The following is a 14,449-nucleotide window of genomic DNA, read 5'->3' as shown; positions in this document are numbered from 1 at the left end:
TGCATCAAGGATCTTCATGTCCCTCATCGCCACTTTCGACACCACCCAGGGCCCGATCAAGGTCGAGCTGTTCGCTGACAAGGCGCCGCTGACCGTTGCCAACTTCGTGAACCTGGTCAAGCACGGCTTCTATGACGGCCTGATCTTCCACCGCGTGATCGCCGACTTCATGATCCAGGGCGGTTGCCCGCAGGGTCGTGGCACCGGTGGCCCGGGCTACAAGTTCGAGGACGAGAAGAACGGCGTGAAGCACGAAGTCGGCTCGCTGTCGATGGCCAACGCCGGCCCGAACACCAACGGCAGCCAGTTCTTCATCACCCACATCAAGACCGATTGGCTGGACGGCCGCCACACCGTGTTCGGCAAGGTCCTGGAAGGCCAGGCCATCGTCGATTCGGTCAAGCAGGGTGACGTGATCCATTCGATCACCCTGGAAGGCGATACCGACGCCGTGCTCGCCGCACAGGCCGACCGCGTCGCGGAGTGGAACAAGCTCCTCGCCGCCTGATCCCCCTTCGAAACGGCCACCCATCGGTGGCCGTTTCCCTGTTCCCCGCCGCCCGCCAGGCCTGCTCGGCCACGCCCGCGGCGTTCCATCAAACGCTTGCAAGCAAGAGGAAACCCCCATGAAAGCACCCGTTCGTGTTGCCGTGACCGGCGCCGCCGGCCAGATCGGTTATGCCCTGCTGTTCCGCATCGCCTCCGGCGAAATGCTGGGCAAGGACCAGCCGGTCATCCTGCAGCTGCTGGAACTGCCGGTCGACAAGGCCCAGGCCGCCCTGAAGGGCGTGATGATGGAGCTGGAAGACTGCGCTTTCCCGCTGCTGGCCGGCATGGTCGGTACCGACGACGCCGAAGTGGCCTTCAAGGACGCTGACATCGCCCTGCTGGTTGGCGCGCGTCCGCGCGGCCCGGGCATGGAGCGCAAGGACCTGCTGCTGGAAAACGCCAAGATCTTCACCGCCCAGGGCGCGGCGCTGAACAAGGTCGCCAGCCGTGACGTGAAGGTGCTGGTGGTAGGCAACCCGGCCAACACCAATGCCTACATCGCCATGAAGTCGGCCCCGGACCTGAAGCCGGAAAACTTCACCGCCATGCTGCGCCTGGACCACAACCGCGCCCTGAGCCAGCTGTCGGCCAAGCTGGGCAAGCCGGTCGGTGGCATGGAAAAGCTGGTCGTGTGGGGCAACCACAGCCCGACCATGTACCCGGACTACCGTTTCGCCACCGCCGATGGTGCGTCGATCGCCGATGCGATCAATGACCAGGAATGGAACGCCAACACCTTCATCCCGACCGTGGGCAAGCGCGGCGCGGCGATCATCGAAGCCCGTGGCTCGTCCTCGGCGGCTTCGGCGGCCAACGCAGCCATCGACCACGTGCGTGACTGGGTGCTGGGCAGCAACGGCAAGTGGGTCACCATGGGCGTGCCGTCCGACGGTTCCTACGGTATTCCGGAAGGCGTGATCTTCGGCTTCGCGGTGACCACCGAGAACGGCAAGTACACCCTGGTCAAGGATCTGCCGATCGACGACTTCAGCCAGAAGTACATCGACAAGACCCTGGCCGAGCTGGAAGAAGAGCGCTCCGGCGTCGCCCACCTGCTGGGCTGATGCGGTCTGTGCCGGCAGCTTGCCGGCACTGCCTGAAATGAAACGGGGAGGCTTCGGCTTCCCCGTTTTCGTATGGAGCACCTGGCAACGACATGATCCATCTGCATTACATCGACGACACGCTGCTGGTGGCCGAGAAGCCGGCCGGACTGCTGTCCGTGCCCGGTCGCAGCGCCGAGAACCAGGACTGCGTGATCGCACGGCTGCAGGCGCTGTACCTGGACGCGCTGACCGTGCACCGCCTGGACCAGGTGACCTCGGGCCTGCTGCTGCATGCGCGTGGCAAGGACATGCAGGCGGCGTTGTCGATGCAGTTCGAACAGCGCCAGGTCGGCAAGCGCTACGAAGCGATCGTGCAGGGGGAGCTGGACGCCGAAGCCGGTGAGGTGGATCTGCCGCTGATCGTGGACTGGCCGAACCGGCCGAAGCAGATGGTCGACCACGAACGCGGCAAGCCGGCGCTGACACGCTGGCGTGTACTTGCCCGTGATGTTGAAGCGCAGCGCACCCGCGTGGAGTTGGAACCGATCACTGGCCGCAGCCATCAGCTGCGCCTGCACATGGCCAGTCTCGGCCATCCCATCGTTGGTGACGTGCTGTATGGCGCAGAGGCAGCGCAGCGCGTGTGCCTGCATGCACGGAAGCTGCAGTTCACTCATCCGGTGACAGGCGAGGTGCTCGCGTTCGAGTCTGCGACTCCGTTCTAGAAGGGTAGGGTGTTCGGCAGGGCTGCGCCCTGCACCCTGCTACGAACCGAAGCAATGCCAAAAGCCAAGGCAGCTCTGGTTTTCTGCGTGTTGGGCGGGGCGGTGTGGGTTGGCAGGACACGCCGTTAACCCATCCATGGGGGCTCGATGGCGCCATCCATGGCGCCAACGGTCCTGCCAACCCGCACCGCCCCGCCTTCGACAGATCTCCGGTGACGGAGGTCTGTCCGCGCTTTGCGTGGATCAAATCCATCGGAATCGAATATTTCGACAATTCATCGAAAAGCATCCACGCATGGCGTGGATCTACGTGTCGACCAAGGTCGACAGCTACCAACAGCAGCCCAACAGCAGCGGGAAATTGTCGGAGGCGGGGAGGGGGCAGATGGCGGGGGCGTGAGCGCCATGGATGGCGCGACCGAGCTTACAGGGACGTACTTGCAGCGTCCCCCGCCATCTGCCCCCTCCCCGCCAAACCCGGAATCTGCCATTGCTGTTGCTTCGGCTGTTGCAGTTGCCATTGCCGTTGCCGTTGCTTCGGCGGGTGCAGGGCGCAGCCCTGCCGGCAACACACCCCCTACCAAGGTAGGGCGGCCCGCGCGGCAGCGCCGGACTATCCTCGAACCCATGACTTTGTCTGGGAGGGCTGCGTCATGAACTACGAGGAAACCTACCGTCGCTCGATCGACGAGCCGGAGGCCTTCTGGGGCGAGGAAGCCAAGCGCATCCATTGGCACAAACCGCCGCAGCAGGTGCTCGACTACAGCAATCCGCCGTTCCGGCGCTGGTTCGTCGGTGGCGAAACCAATCTCTGCTACAACGCCGTCGACCGCCACCTGGCCGACCGCGCCGACCAGCTGGCGTTGGTCGCCATCTCCACCGAGACCAACAGCACCCGCGAGATCACCTATCGCCAGCTGTATCGCGAAGTGAACGACTTCGCCGCCGTGCTCAGGCACCTGGGCGTCGGTCACGGTGACCGCGTGGTGATCTACATGCCGAACATGGCCGAAGCGGTATTTGCCATGCTCGCCTGCGCGCGCATCGGTGCGGTGCACTCGGTGGTGTTCGGCGGCTTCGCCGCGCACAACCTGGCGCTGCGCATCGACGATGCCAAGCCCAAACTGCTGATCGCCGCCGATGCCGGCATGCGCGGCGGCAAGCTGATTCCGTACAAGGCGATGGTCGACGCGGCCTGTGCCGAGGCCAGTAATCCGCCGCCACATGTGTTGATCGTGTCGCGTGGGCTGGACCCGGCAGAACCGCGTGTGGCGGGGCGCGATGTGGAATACGCCACCCTGCATGCGCAACTCGGCGAAACCGATGTGCCGGTACAGTGGCTGGAATCAAGCGAGCCGAGCTACCTGCTGTACACCTCCGGCACCACCGGCAAGCCGAAGGGCGTGCAACGCGATGTCGGCGGCTATGCGGTGGCGATGGCGCAGTCGATGGAGACCGTGTTCGACTGCCGGCCAGGGCAGGTGATGTTCTCCACCTCCGATGTCGGCTGGGCGGTCGGCCATTCCTACAACGTGTACGGCCCGCTGATCGGTGGCTGCACCTCGCTGCTGTACGAAGGGCTGCCGACCAACCCGGATCCGGGCATCTGGTGGGCGCTGTGCGAGCAGTACAACGTGCGCACGATGTTCTCTTCGCCCACCGCCATCCGCGTGCTGAAGAAGCACGACGCGGACTTCATCCATCGCCACGACCTGGGCGCACTGAAGTACCTGTTCCTGGCCGGCGAGCCGCTGGATGAACCGACCGCGCACTGGATCAGCGAGGCGCTTGGCAAGCCGATCATCGACAACTACTGGCAGACCGAAACCGGCTGGCCGGCGCTGACCCTGCTGCCGGGCCTGGAGATGAAGCCGGTCCGGTTCGGTTCGCCGGGCTTCCCCAATCTCGGTTACCGCATGAAGGTGATCGACGAGAACACCGGCGAAGAAGTGGCGCCGGGGCAGAAGGGCGTGCTGGTGATGACCCCTCCATTGCCGCCGGGCTGCATGAGCACGGTGTGGAACGACGACAGCCGCTTCCTGCAGAGCTATTTCAGCCACTTCAAGGAGCTGCTGTACAGCTCACTGGACTGGGCGATCCGCGATGACGATGGCTACACCTTCATCCTCGGCCGCACCGACGATGTGATCAACGTGGCCGGTCACCGGTTGGGTACGCGCGAGATTGAAGAAGCCATCTCCAGCCATCCGCGTGTGGCCGAGGCCGCCGTGATCGGGGTCAAGGATGAGCTGAAGGGGCAGGTGCCGCTGGTGTTCGTCACCCTCAAGCAGGGCCTCGATGGTGAGGATCCGGCGCCGGTGGTGGCCGAGATGATGGCCACGGTGACCGCATCGCTCGGTGCGGTTGCACGCCCGGCGCATGTGCACGTGGTCAACGCGTTGCCCAAGACCCGCTCGGGCAAGCTGCTGCGGCGTTCGCTGCAGGCGCTGGCCGAGCAGCGCGACCCGGGCGACCTGTCGACGCTGGATGACCCCGGAGCGCTGGAGGAGATCCGCCGCGCGCTGGGCCGCTGATCCGGTAGTGCCGGGCGCTGGCCGGCAACCTCGGGAATCATGGGGTTGCCGGCCAGCGGCCGGCACTACCCTCCGCGCCCAGAACATGCGCTAAGCTCGGACTGTCATCGACCTGCAACACGCGGCGCGCGCCGGGGAAGGCGCGCCCCGTCCGGGGATGGCACACAGGGGGGCGTGCCCGCAAGGGTGCGCCGGCATTGCGCATCGAGGGAGGGGGAGGCAATGGCATTGCTGCACGCCAAGACGGCTGCTGGCCGTCAGGAAATAGAGGACCGTGGCCGGCGCCTGCCGGCGGCACTGCGTTCGATCCTGCTGATGGTTGACGGCCATCGCGATGACACCGAACTGCGCGGCCTGTTCGAAGGCCTGCGCGCACCACCCGATGCACTGGAGCAGCTGGCCGCACAGGGCCTGATCGAAGTGATCGGCGGAAGTGCCGAGGTGACACCGCTGCGTGGCATCAGCACCGGGCGCGAACAGGATCCGGCGCTGTACCAGCAGCTGTACGACGCGATGAGCGAGGCCGTGCGCCGCCACCTGGGCCTGAAGGGCTACTTCATGCAGTTGAAGATAGAACGCTGCACCGATGCGCTGGCGCTGGAGCGCTTGTGCCCGGAACTGCTGGCGGCGGTGGGCAAGGCGCGCAGCCCGGCGCTGGCCCAGCGCTGGTGGCAGGAAACCCAGGCGGCCGTGGTGAATGACGGTGGCGAGGTCGTGCAGGCCTGAGCCACCGCGTAAAGTGACCGGTTCACTTCCCACAAGGAGTCTCCCGTGCAGGACGACCACGACGACACCGACACCCCAGGCTGGGACGCGATCAACGCCGCGCTTGCGCCGTTGCATGCCGGCCAGGAACCGCGGCATTACGGCACTGCATTGCCATACACGCTGGGTGGCCAGGATCCCCTCGATGGCATCAGCGTGTACTGGGCGGATGCGCCGGTCCCGCACTGGCACTACATCACCTATGGATTCTCCGAGCTGTACGCCAAGGAGAGCAGCGATGCCGCCAACAGCGGTTATGGCTTCGAACTGACGTTCCGCCTGGCTGCGAGCACCGGCGAGACCACAGGCAGTGAGCCGCCGGTGTGGCCGATGAACCTGCTGCAGAACCTGGCGCGCTATGTGTTCGGCAGCGGCAATGTGTTCGAGGACGGTCACCACCTCAATGCCAATGGTCCGATTGCGCTGGAGACCGACACGCGGTTGTGCCACCTCGCCTTCATCGCCGACCCGCAGCTTCCCGCGCGTGATACCGCCAATGGTCATCTGCAGTTCCTGCAGCTGGTCGGGTTGACCGACGAAGAAATGGAGGCGGTCAAACGCTGGTCGACGCGCGGTGTGCTGCAGGTGCTGCAGCCGGCGATGCCGCTGTGGATCAGCGACCTGCACCGCGGCAACCTGCTGGACGATGCGGGGTTGGCGCAGCAGGTGAGGGCCGGCAGCGAGCGCGAGGGCTCCAGTACCGGCATGTTGTTCATCGAGACACTGGATTGGCGGCAGGAGGCGGGCATCACTACCCTGGTGCTGGGGGCCGGCCAGGTCGCCAGCGTGTGCGAACTGCTGCCGCTGCGCCTGCGCCATGGCAAATCGCTGGAACTGGTCAGCCGCGAGCGGCAGTGGGAATTCATTCCGGCCGGGCGCAGTGACGTCGGCGACGTGTCCGCCGACAGCGCGCGCTGGGCACTGGACGAGCCGGGACTGCAGGCGCTGGCGGGCGTGCGTGCCGAGCGCGGTATCTACCCGGTGGCGGCGGCGCTGCGCATCGAAGTGGTGCCGACCTACCTGCGCGATGCCAAGGGCGAAGTGATCCGCCAGATCGGCTGATCGGGTCGATGGAGCCGATGGGTCAGAGCCGCCTGCTGCGCAGACGGTTCCGACCCCGCCTCGGGGCCTCTGGGGCCGGATCCGCTCGCCACGCGAACGGCTCTGACCCCTGACCAGGGTCAGGCCAGGCCTTCGGCCTTCAGCACGGCCTGCACGCCCGGATCGGCATCCATGCGCGCTTTGTAGGCGGCAAGGTTGTCCAGGCCGGACAGATCGACCTTGGTACCGGCGGCCCAGCGCAGGGTGATGTAGAAGTACGGATCGGCGAAGCTGCGGAAGCCGGCGAGCCACGGCTTGTCGGACAGCTGCTTGTCGGCGGTCTCGAACAGGCCACGCAGGCGCTTGTGTGCGGCGGCGCGGATCGCATCGAACTGGCTTTCGTCGGCAATGAACTTGCCCGGCGCGAACAGCGGCGAGAACGCCGGATGCACATCGGAGTTGACGAAGGCGAGCCAGCGGGTGGCTTCGGCGCGCTGGCGCGGACTACCGTCGCCGCCGAGGCCGGCCTGCGGGAAGCTGTCAGCGATGTAGCCCATGATTGCCGCGTTCTGCAGCAGCACGAAGTCGCCATCGACCAGCGCGGGTACCGCGCCGGCCGGATTGATCTTGAGGAATTCCGGACCCTTCAGGGTGTCCTTGTTCAGCAGTTCAACCTCGAACGGCTGGCCGGTCCATTGCAGGGCGATGTGGTCGGCGGTGGAACAGGCACCGGGCTTGCTGTACAGCTTCATGGGAACTCCAGGTGATGCGTGCGGGAAGCACCCACTATCCCAGAGCCTGGCGGCGGGCGGCAACGCTGCCGCCAGCACGGATCGTTACGACTGCCGTGGCTTGAGGTTCTGCACCTTATAGAAGGTGTGATCGCCGATGGTGGCCACCTGGTAGGCGTTGCGCCAGTTCGGGCTGGCGATGGCCAGCGCGGCGAAGTGACTGGCACCGGGCACGATCTCGCGGCGCTCGCCGGCCGGCAGCGCCCAGTTGCGCTCGGCGTCGAAGGCCACGTTCATCGCCTCGCTCCAGGCCGCGTCGTTCCCCAGCTGGGTGCCGGGGGAGACGATGGTCGGTGCGAACTGCTTGCGCGCGGTCACCACCTGGCACATCGAGTCACCCCACAGGCCGCTGTCGAGGCGGCGCAGGGCAACCTCGGCCACGGCCTGTTGGCCACGCAGGGTCTGGTCGCGGGCTTCCAGGTACACGGTGGTGCTCAAACACAATGAATCAGCGGCCGGCTGCGGCAACAACTGCGACAGCCAGAGAATCCAGGCCAGTTTCATATAACTCCTTGCTCCGTATGGGCCGCACGCTCCGGTTCCGGCCGCGGGCGCGACAGGAGGCGGGGTACGACTTGGCGTCATGGGGAGGCGGCCATCGGGGCCGCCCCGTGGGCAGCCCCAAAAGAACGATCAGTACCGATCGAGGGGGCCGCGCCGGCTCACCGGAAACTGGCTGGTGAGCGGAAAGATGGCGCAAGGTAGGGGGGGATAGCCGAACGCATCGTGAATCGCCCGGCTTGACATTCAGGTTCGGCAGGGGTGACGGAAATCACATTCCGCCCCCCATTCAGGTGCTCATCAAAGCGCAGCGGCGACCCGGCTGCCCTGGTCGATCGCCCGCTTCGCATCCAGTTCGGCGGCCACATCGGCGCCGCCGATCAACTGTGCGTTGATGCCGGCGGCCTGCAGTTCGGCCTGCAGCGTGCGGTTCGGTTCCTGGCCGGCGCAGATCACCACGTGATCGACCGGCAGCAGTTGTTCGCTGCCTTCAACGCGGATGCGCAGGCCTTCGTCGTCCACGCCCAGGTACTCGACGCCGCCGAGCATGCGTACGCCCTTGGCCTTCAGTGTGGCCCGGTGGATCCAGCCGGTGGTCTTGCCCAGCCGCGCGCCGGGCTTGCCCGGGCTGCGCTGCAGCAGCCACAACCGGCGCGGCGACGCCTCGGCCTGCGGCCGCGCCAGCGAGCCGCGGGTCTCGAAGGTGGCGTCCACGCCCCATTCGGCCATCCAGCGCTGCGGGTCCAGCGACGGCGACTCGCCCGAATGGCTGAGGAACTCGCCGACGTCGAAGCCGATGCCGCCGGCGCCGATGATCGCCGCATTGGCGCCGACTTCGACACGGCCCAGCAGCACGTCCAGGTAGTTCACCACCTTGGCGTGGTCGGCACCGGGGAAGTCGACCCTGCGCGGGGTGATTCCCGTGGCCAGCACCACCTCGTCGAAGCCGGCCAGATTGGCGGCATCGGCGCGGGTGCCGAGGCGCAGCTGCACGCCGGTCTCGCCCAGCGTGTGGCGGAAATAGCGCAGGGTCTCGTGGAATTCTTCCTTGCCCGGGATGCGCTTGGCCACGTTGAACTGGCCGCCGATCTCGTCATTGGCATCGAACAGGGTCACCTGGTGGCCGCGCTGGGCAGCGACGGTGGCGCAGGCCAGGCCGGCCGGGCCGGCGCCGACCACGGCGATCTTCTTCGGCGCGGCAGTGGGGTGGTAGACCAGCTCGGTCTCGTGTGCGGCACGCGGATTGACCAGGCAGCTGGCCAGCTTGTTCTCGAACACATGGTCCAGGCAGGCCTGGTTGCAAGCGATGCAGGTGTTGATCGCCTCGGCACGGCCGGCACGCGCCTTGTTCGGCCACTGCGGGTCGGCCAGCAGCGGCCGCGCCAGCGACACCATGTCGGCGCCGCCGCCGGCCAGGATGCGCTCGGCCACGTCGGGCATGTTGATGCGGTTGGTCGCCACCAGCGGCAGCTTTACGTGCGGCTTGAGCTTGGCGGTAACCCCGGCGAAGGCCGCGCGCGGTACCGAGGTGGCGATGGTCGGAATGCGCGCTTCGTGCCAGCCGATGCCGGAGTTGATGATGGTCGCACCGGCAGCCTCGATGGCCTGCGCCTGCTGCACGATCTCGTCCCAGTTGCTGCCGTCTTCCACCAGGTCGACCAGCGACAGGCGGTAGATGATGATGAAGTCCGGGCCGCAGGCTTCGCGGATGCGGCGCACGATTTCCACCGCGAAGCGCATGCGCTGGCGTGCGTCGCCGCCCCATTGATCAGCGCGCTTGTTGGTACGCGGTGCGATGAACTCGTTGATGAGGTAACCCTCCGAGCCCATCACTTCGACGCCGTCATAGCCGGCCTCGCGGGCCAGCTTCGCGCTGCGTGCGTAGTCGGCGATATGGCGTTCGACACCACCGGCCGACAGTGCGCGCGGGGTGAACGGGTTGATCGGCGCCTTCAGCTTCGACGGCGCCACCGACAGCGGGTGGTAGGCATAGCGGCCGGCATGCAGCAGCTGCAGGCAGATCTTCGCGCCGTGCTGGTGCGCGGCGGCGGTCAGCTGGCGGTGCGGCCGCACTTCCCAAGGCCAGGAGAGCTTGCCGCCGAATGGCTTCAGCCAGCCGACCACGTTCGGGGCGAAGCCACCAGTGACGATCAGGCCGACACCGCCCTCGGCGCGCTCGGCGAAGTAGGCCGCCAGCCGCGGGAAGTCGCGGGCGCGATCTTCCAGGCCGGTGTGCATCGAGCCCATCAATACGCGGTTGCGCAGCTGGGTGAAGCCCAGGTCCAGCGGGGCGAACAGGTGGGGATAGGCGCTTTCGTTGGCTGGCGACATGGTCGATACGCTTGCGTACGGAAGCGCGAAGGGTGCCGCGAAACGGCGGCCGGGGCAAGGGCCGGCCTTTGGGTAGTGCCGGCCGCTGGCCGGCATTCGGGGTAGCTCAGGGGGACTGCGGCTGCCGGCCAGCGGCCGGCACTACCGCGGGACGACCAATCCCGAACCAGCCCAGCGTCACCCCGCACAGCGGGCCGATCAGCAGGGCGAAGGCCAGCGTACCCAGGCCGACATTGCCGCCCAGCCACCAGCCCAGCAGCAGCACGCTGCCCTCGATCAGGCTGCGCACCTTCCAGATCGGCCAGCCAGTGCGGGCGTGCAGGCCGGTCATCAGGCCATCGCGCGGGCCCGGGCCGAGCTTGGCACCGATGTACAGGCCGGTGGCCAGCGCGACCAGCAGCATGCCGGCGCAGAACATCGCGAGCTGCCAGCCGAGGCCGACTGCTGGCGGCAGCAGCCACAGCCCGAACTGGGCCGAGGGACCGATCAGCATTACGTTGAGCACAGTTCCCACGCCCGGCTTCTGCCGCAGCGGCCACCACAGCAGCAGCACCAGTGCGCCGATCACGTTGGTGGCCAGGCCGAAGGACAGCGGCGTCTGCGCGGCGATGCCCTGCGACAGTACATCCCAGGGCGCCACGCCGATGGCGGCGCGGATCATCAGCGAGGCACCGAAGCCGTACAGGAACAGGCCGATGATCAGTTGCAGCAGGCGCAGGGGCAGAGCGGTGGGCATGGCGGTCTCGGGGGGGGAGGGGAATCTGTTTCCACCGTAATCCCGATTCCGTTGATTCAATAGATACAGATGCAGGCCAATCCACCGCCACAGGCGGGCCGCACAGCCGAGCATGGGCTCGGCTCTACATCAGCATTCGAGCCAAGCCGAGTGTGGACGCGTTCCTACCCGACCGCTCACTCGCCCCAGCCCACCAGTGCCAGCTTGCCGAGCGTGCGTCCGCTGGCCAGGCGCTGATGCGCGATGTCCAGATTCGCCGCATTGATCGTGCCCAGCGTCTCGCTGAGCGTGCCACGCAGCTGGCCGGCATCGATCATGCTGGCTGCGCGGCTGAGGATGCGGTGCTGCTCGATGCGGTCGGCCGTGGCGAAGCGCGAGCGCGCGAACATGAATTCCCAGTGGATGCCGATGCACTTGGCTTTGTAGGGATCGCCGATACGCAGCGGGCCGCGCGGTTCGACGATGAGGCCGACATGTCCCTGCGGTGCCAGCAGCAGGCCCAGTTCGTCCCAATAGTGATCAGTGTCGGCCAGGTTGAGTGCGACCTGCACCGCATCGATTCCCAGCGCCTGCAGTTGTGGCAGCAGCGGTTGCCGGTGGTCGATCACGTGCTGGGCACCCATTCGCCGGCACCAGTCGATCGAGGCGTCGCGGGATGCGGTGGCGATCACCTCGAAGCCTGCGTGACGGGCCAGCTGGATCGCCATCGAGCCGACGCCACCTGCGCCGCCGATCACCAGCAGGTGCTGGCCGGATTGGCGACGGTCATCCAGCCGCAGGGGCATCCGCTCGAACAGCAGTTCCCATGCGGTGAGGGTGGTCAGTGGCAATGCGGCGGCCTCGGCGAAGTCGAGGGTGGTCGGCTTGCGTGCGACCAGGCGCTCATCCACCAGCTGGTACTGCGCGTTGCAGCCGGGGCGGGTGACATCACCGGCGTAGTAGACCTCGTCACCGGAGGCGAACAGGCTGGCCTCGTCGCCGAGCGCCTCGACCACGCCGGCGGCGTCCCAGCCGAGGACGCGGGGGGCGTCGAGCGTGGCCGGATCGGTGGCGGCGCGCTGCTTGCTGTCGACGGGGTTGACCGAGACCGCCTCGACCCGCACCAACAGGTCGCGGCCGCCCGGAGGCAGCGGTGGAGGCAGATGAATATCGTGCAGGGCGGGGGCGGATTCACGACTCAGGGCGACGGCTTTCATCTCGGCTCCGGCTGGGTTCGTATCTGCATCATAAGGTTCCTCACCTTTCCGCAAACGCGCTGAATCGCGTGATGCAGTGTGTGGCGAAGAATGTCGCTTTTCGCACTTAAACCCCGTCAAACCCTTGCAGCGTGAGGGTCTTGCGGATTTTCATCATCCTGTATAGGGTTTCAACGTCGGACCGGTGGAGGGTCGGGCACAACACTTCACATGTTACGGGACTGTTAACATGACCTTCACCCGCCTGAGCATAATGTTCGCGGCGGTGGCGTGCTGAATCGGCTGTCGAGCTTCGACGCAGTAGTGCTGGCCCATGCCTCTACCGGTTTCATACCCCCGAAATAGGAGCTGTACTCAATGAACAAGAAGATCCTTACTGCCGCGCTGCTGGGCGGTCTGGCTTTCGCCCAGGCTGCTTCCGCGCAGGAGTTCGATGACCGCTGGTACCTGACCGGTTCGGCCGGCTTCAACTTCCAGGACAGCGACCGTCTGACCAATGACGCTCCGTTCGTGACCCTGGGCCTGGGCAAGTTCATCAGCCCGAACTGGTCGCTGGACGGTGAGCTGAACTATCAGAACCCGAACTTCGATTCGAACAAGGACCTGAACTGGTCGCAGTACGGCGTCTCGCTGGATCTGCGTCGCCACTTCATCAAGGAAGGCCGCGGCTGGAACCCGTACATCGTCGGTGGCCTGGGCTACCAGAAGTCGGAAGAAGAGTACCCGGCGCTGAATGCCAATGGTCCGCGCCAGCGTAAGGACGGCAACGTTGCCGCCAAGCTGGGCGTCGGCCTGCAGACCACCTTCGAGAAGCGCGTTGCTGTCCGCGCCGAAGTGGCCTACCGCGCTGACTTCGACGACCAGAGCGTTGCCGCTCCGAAGGAAGACTGGTTCGGTGACGTGCTGGCTTCGGTCGGCGTCGTGATCCCGCTGGGCCCGGCCCCGGTGGCAGCTGTGCCGGCTCCGGCTCCGGTTGCCCCGAGCTGCGCCGACCTGGATGACGACGGTGACGGCGTCAACAACTGCGACGACAAGTGCCCGAACTCGCAGCCGGGTCAGACCATCGGTCCGGACGGTTGCCCGGTGCCGGTCTCCATCGACCTGAAGGGCGTCAACTTCGACTTCGACAAGTCGAACCTGCGTCCGGACGCCGTGGCGATCCTGAGCGAAGCCACCGAGATCCTGAAGCGTTACCCGGATCTGCGCGTTGAAGTCGCCGGTCACACCGACTCGAAGGGTACCGACGCTTACAACCAGAAGCTGTCGGAGCGTCGTGCTACCGCCGTGTACAACTACCTGACCAAGAACGGCGTTGACGCCGGTCGCCTGGTCGGCCCGATCGGCTACGGCGAGAGCCGTCCGATTGCCCCGAACACCAACCCGGATGGTTCGGACAACCCGGAAGGTCGCGCCAAGAACCGTCGTACCGAGCTGAACGTCCAGAACTAAGTTCTGACGCTCTGCCAGTAGGACACAGCAGGACCCGGCTTCGGCCGGGTCTTGTTGTTTCTGCGGCCTGGACTGTCCGGCCCCCCCGGAGTCGCCCGCTGACGGCCAACCGTTCGTCGGTAATTTTCTTCTAGAACCAATGAGTTGCCGTATTCATTGAAAGTGGCGCTTGAAAGCTGTCGCGGCATTGCTAAACTCGCCGCGTCACTTCCTTTCCTGGATGCCCTTCATGCTGCGCTCTGCATCGGCCGCCGTCCTGGCGCTGGCCCTGGTTCCCGCCGCCCACGCTGCGGTCGATTGCTCGGTCAACACCAGCGCCTCGCCGCTGCCGTTGCCGGCCACGACCATCGCACCGGTGGCTGACGAGCTGTACATCCGTGGCAACCAGCTGGGCATGCCGGCCGGCGTGCTGAGCGGCAACTACGATCCGTCGCAGTCGCTGGACCAGGTGCTGCAGCGTCTGCGCATTGATGGTTGCCAGAACATCGCCAAGGCCATTCCGAGTGCACCAGCGGTGAAGCCGAACGATCCGGCCGCCTACAAGCCGCAGACCGAGTTCGACAATACGCCGTGGCGCTTCGACATGAGCCAGAACGGCAAGCGCATGACCGCCGAGGAGTTCGACGCCTGGATGAAGGCGCGTGGTGTGCGCGTGGTCAAGGCGCGTCCGGCTCCGGCAGCGACCCCGGCAGCCACCCCGGCCGCAGCCGAAGTACCGGCTGAGACCAAGCCGGTCGACAAGAAGTAAGCGACGCGGGGAGCAGAGGCTTGCGCACGCGCCGCCC

13 protein-coding genes are annotated in these 14,449 nt (G+C 66.3%); 8 read left to right on the top strand and 5 right to left on the bottom strand.

Translation table 11 applies throughout. The features are described 5' to 3' along the window. Positions 1–16: 16 nt before the first annotated feature. The 6 genes from DI041_RS14995 to DI041_RS14970 all read left to right on the top strand — a co-directional run bounded on the left by DI041_RS14995 (position 17) and on the right by DI041_RS14970 (position 6,681). Positions 17–508: a peptidylprolyl isomerase gene (locus tag DI041_RS14995; protein WP_136639359.1), complete on the top strand. Its 492-nt coding sequence runs from the start codon at positions 17–19 to the stop codon at positions 506–508. A gap of 118 nt (positions 509–626) precedes the next feature. After that, entirely contained in the window at positions 627–1,613 is a 987-nt protein-coding gene (locus DI041_RS14990; RefSeq protein WP_136639360.1) for a malate dehydrogenase, read from the top strand. Positions 1,614–1,705: 92 nt separating this feature from the next. Next, positions 1,706–2,320 carry an RluA family pseudouridine synthase gene (locus DI041_RS14985; protein ID WP_136639361.1) on the top strand — a complete coding sequence of 205 codons (615 nt, stop codon included), beginning with the start codon at positions 1,706–1,708 and terminating at the stop codon, positions 2,318–2,320. Positions 2,321–2,973: 653 nt separating this feature from the next. Beyond that, positions 2,974–4,854 carry a propionate--CoA ligase gene (gene prpE / locus DI041_RS14980; RefSeq protein WP_136640051.1) on the top strand — a complete coding sequence of 627 codons (1,881 nt, stop codon included), beginning with the start codon at positions 2,974–2,976 and terminating at the stop codon, positions 4,852–4,854. A 222-nt stretch (positions 4,855–5,076) separates the two neighbouring features. After that, complete coding sequence (locus DI041_RS14975) at positions 5,077–5,580, top strand: hypothetical protein (RefSeq protein WP_136640050.1); 504 nt, start codon at positions 5,077–5,079, stop codon at positions 5,578–5,580. A 45-nt stretch (positions 5,581–5,625) separates the two neighbouring features. After that, positions 5,626–6,681 (top strand): suppressor of fused domain protein, encoded by a 1,056-nt coding sequence (locus tag DI041_RS14970; RefSeq protein WP_136640049.1) that lies wholly within the window; start codon positions 5,626–5,628, stop codon positions 6,679–6,681. A gap of 119 nt (positions 6,682–6,800) precedes the next feature. Here DI041_RS14970 and DI041_RS14965 read toward each other — a convergent pair whose 3' ends face one another. The 5 genes from DI041_RS14965 to DI041_RS14945 all read right to left on the bottom strand — a co-directional run bounded on the left by DI041_RS14965 (position 6,801) and on the right by DI041_RS14945 (position 12,215). Next, a complete protein-coding gene (locus DI041_RS14965; RefSeq protein ID WP_136640048.1) occupies positions 6,801–7,412 on the bottom strand; it encodes a glutathione S-transferase N-terminal domain-containing protein in 612 nt (203 codons plus the stop codon). 84 nt (positions 7,413–7,496) lie between these two features. Then, positions 7,497–7,955 (bottom strand): cell wall hydrolase, encoded by a 459-nt coding sequence (locus tag DI041_RS14960; protein WP_004145661.1) that lies wholly within the window; start codon positions 7,953–7,955, stop codon positions 7,497–7,499. 297 nt (positions 7,956–8,252) lie between these two features. Next, complete coding sequence (locus DI041_RS14955; RefSeq protein ID WP_136640047.1) at positions 8,253–10,283, bottom strand: FAD-dependent oxidoreductase; 2,031 nt, start codon at positions 10,281–10,283, stop codon at positions 8,253–8,255. A gap of 106 nt (positions 10,284–10,389) precedes the next feature. Continuing rightward, complete coding sequence (yczE, locus tag DI041_RS14950) at positions 10,390–11,019, bottom strand: membrane protein YczE (protein WP_136640046.1); 630 nt, start codon at positions 11,017–11,019, stop codon at positions 10,390–10,392. 176 nt (positions 11,020–11,195) lie between these two features. Further along, positions 11,196–12,215, bottom strand: a complete 1,020-nt coding sequence (locus DI041_RS14945) for a zinc-binding alcohol dehydrogenase family protein (RefSeq protein ID WP_136640045.1) — start codon at positions 12,213–12,215, stop codon at positions 11,196–11,198. Between the two features lie 357 nt (positions 12,216–12,572). Between DI041_RS14945 and DI041_RS14940 the strand changes: the two genes are divergently transcribed. Together DI041_RS14940 and DI041_RS14935 are read left to right on the top strand one after the other, a co-directional pair. After that, entirely contained in the window at positions 12,573–13,664 is a 1,092-nt protein-coding gene (locus tag DI041_RS14940; RefSeq protein ID WP_046988126.1) for an OmpA family protein, read from the top strand. Between the two features lie 229 nt (positions 13,665–13,893). Further along, entirely contained in the window at positions 13,894–14,412 is a 519-nt protein-coding gene (locus DI041_RS14935; RefSeq protein ID WP_046988125.1) for a hypothetical protein, read from the top strand. Positions 14,413–14,449 lie beyond the last annotated feature (37 nt).

The sequence above is a fragment of the Stenotrophomonas maltophilia genome (genome assembly GCF_004920835.1).
In the GTDB taxonomy this organism is placed as follows: Bacteria; Pseudomonadota; Gammaproteobacteria; order Xanthomonadales; family Xanthomonadaceae; genus Stenotrophomonas; species Stenotrophomonas maltophilia_AQ.
Note: the sequence above shows the minus strand (reverse complement) of the source record. Positions and strands in the feature narration are given on the sequence as shown.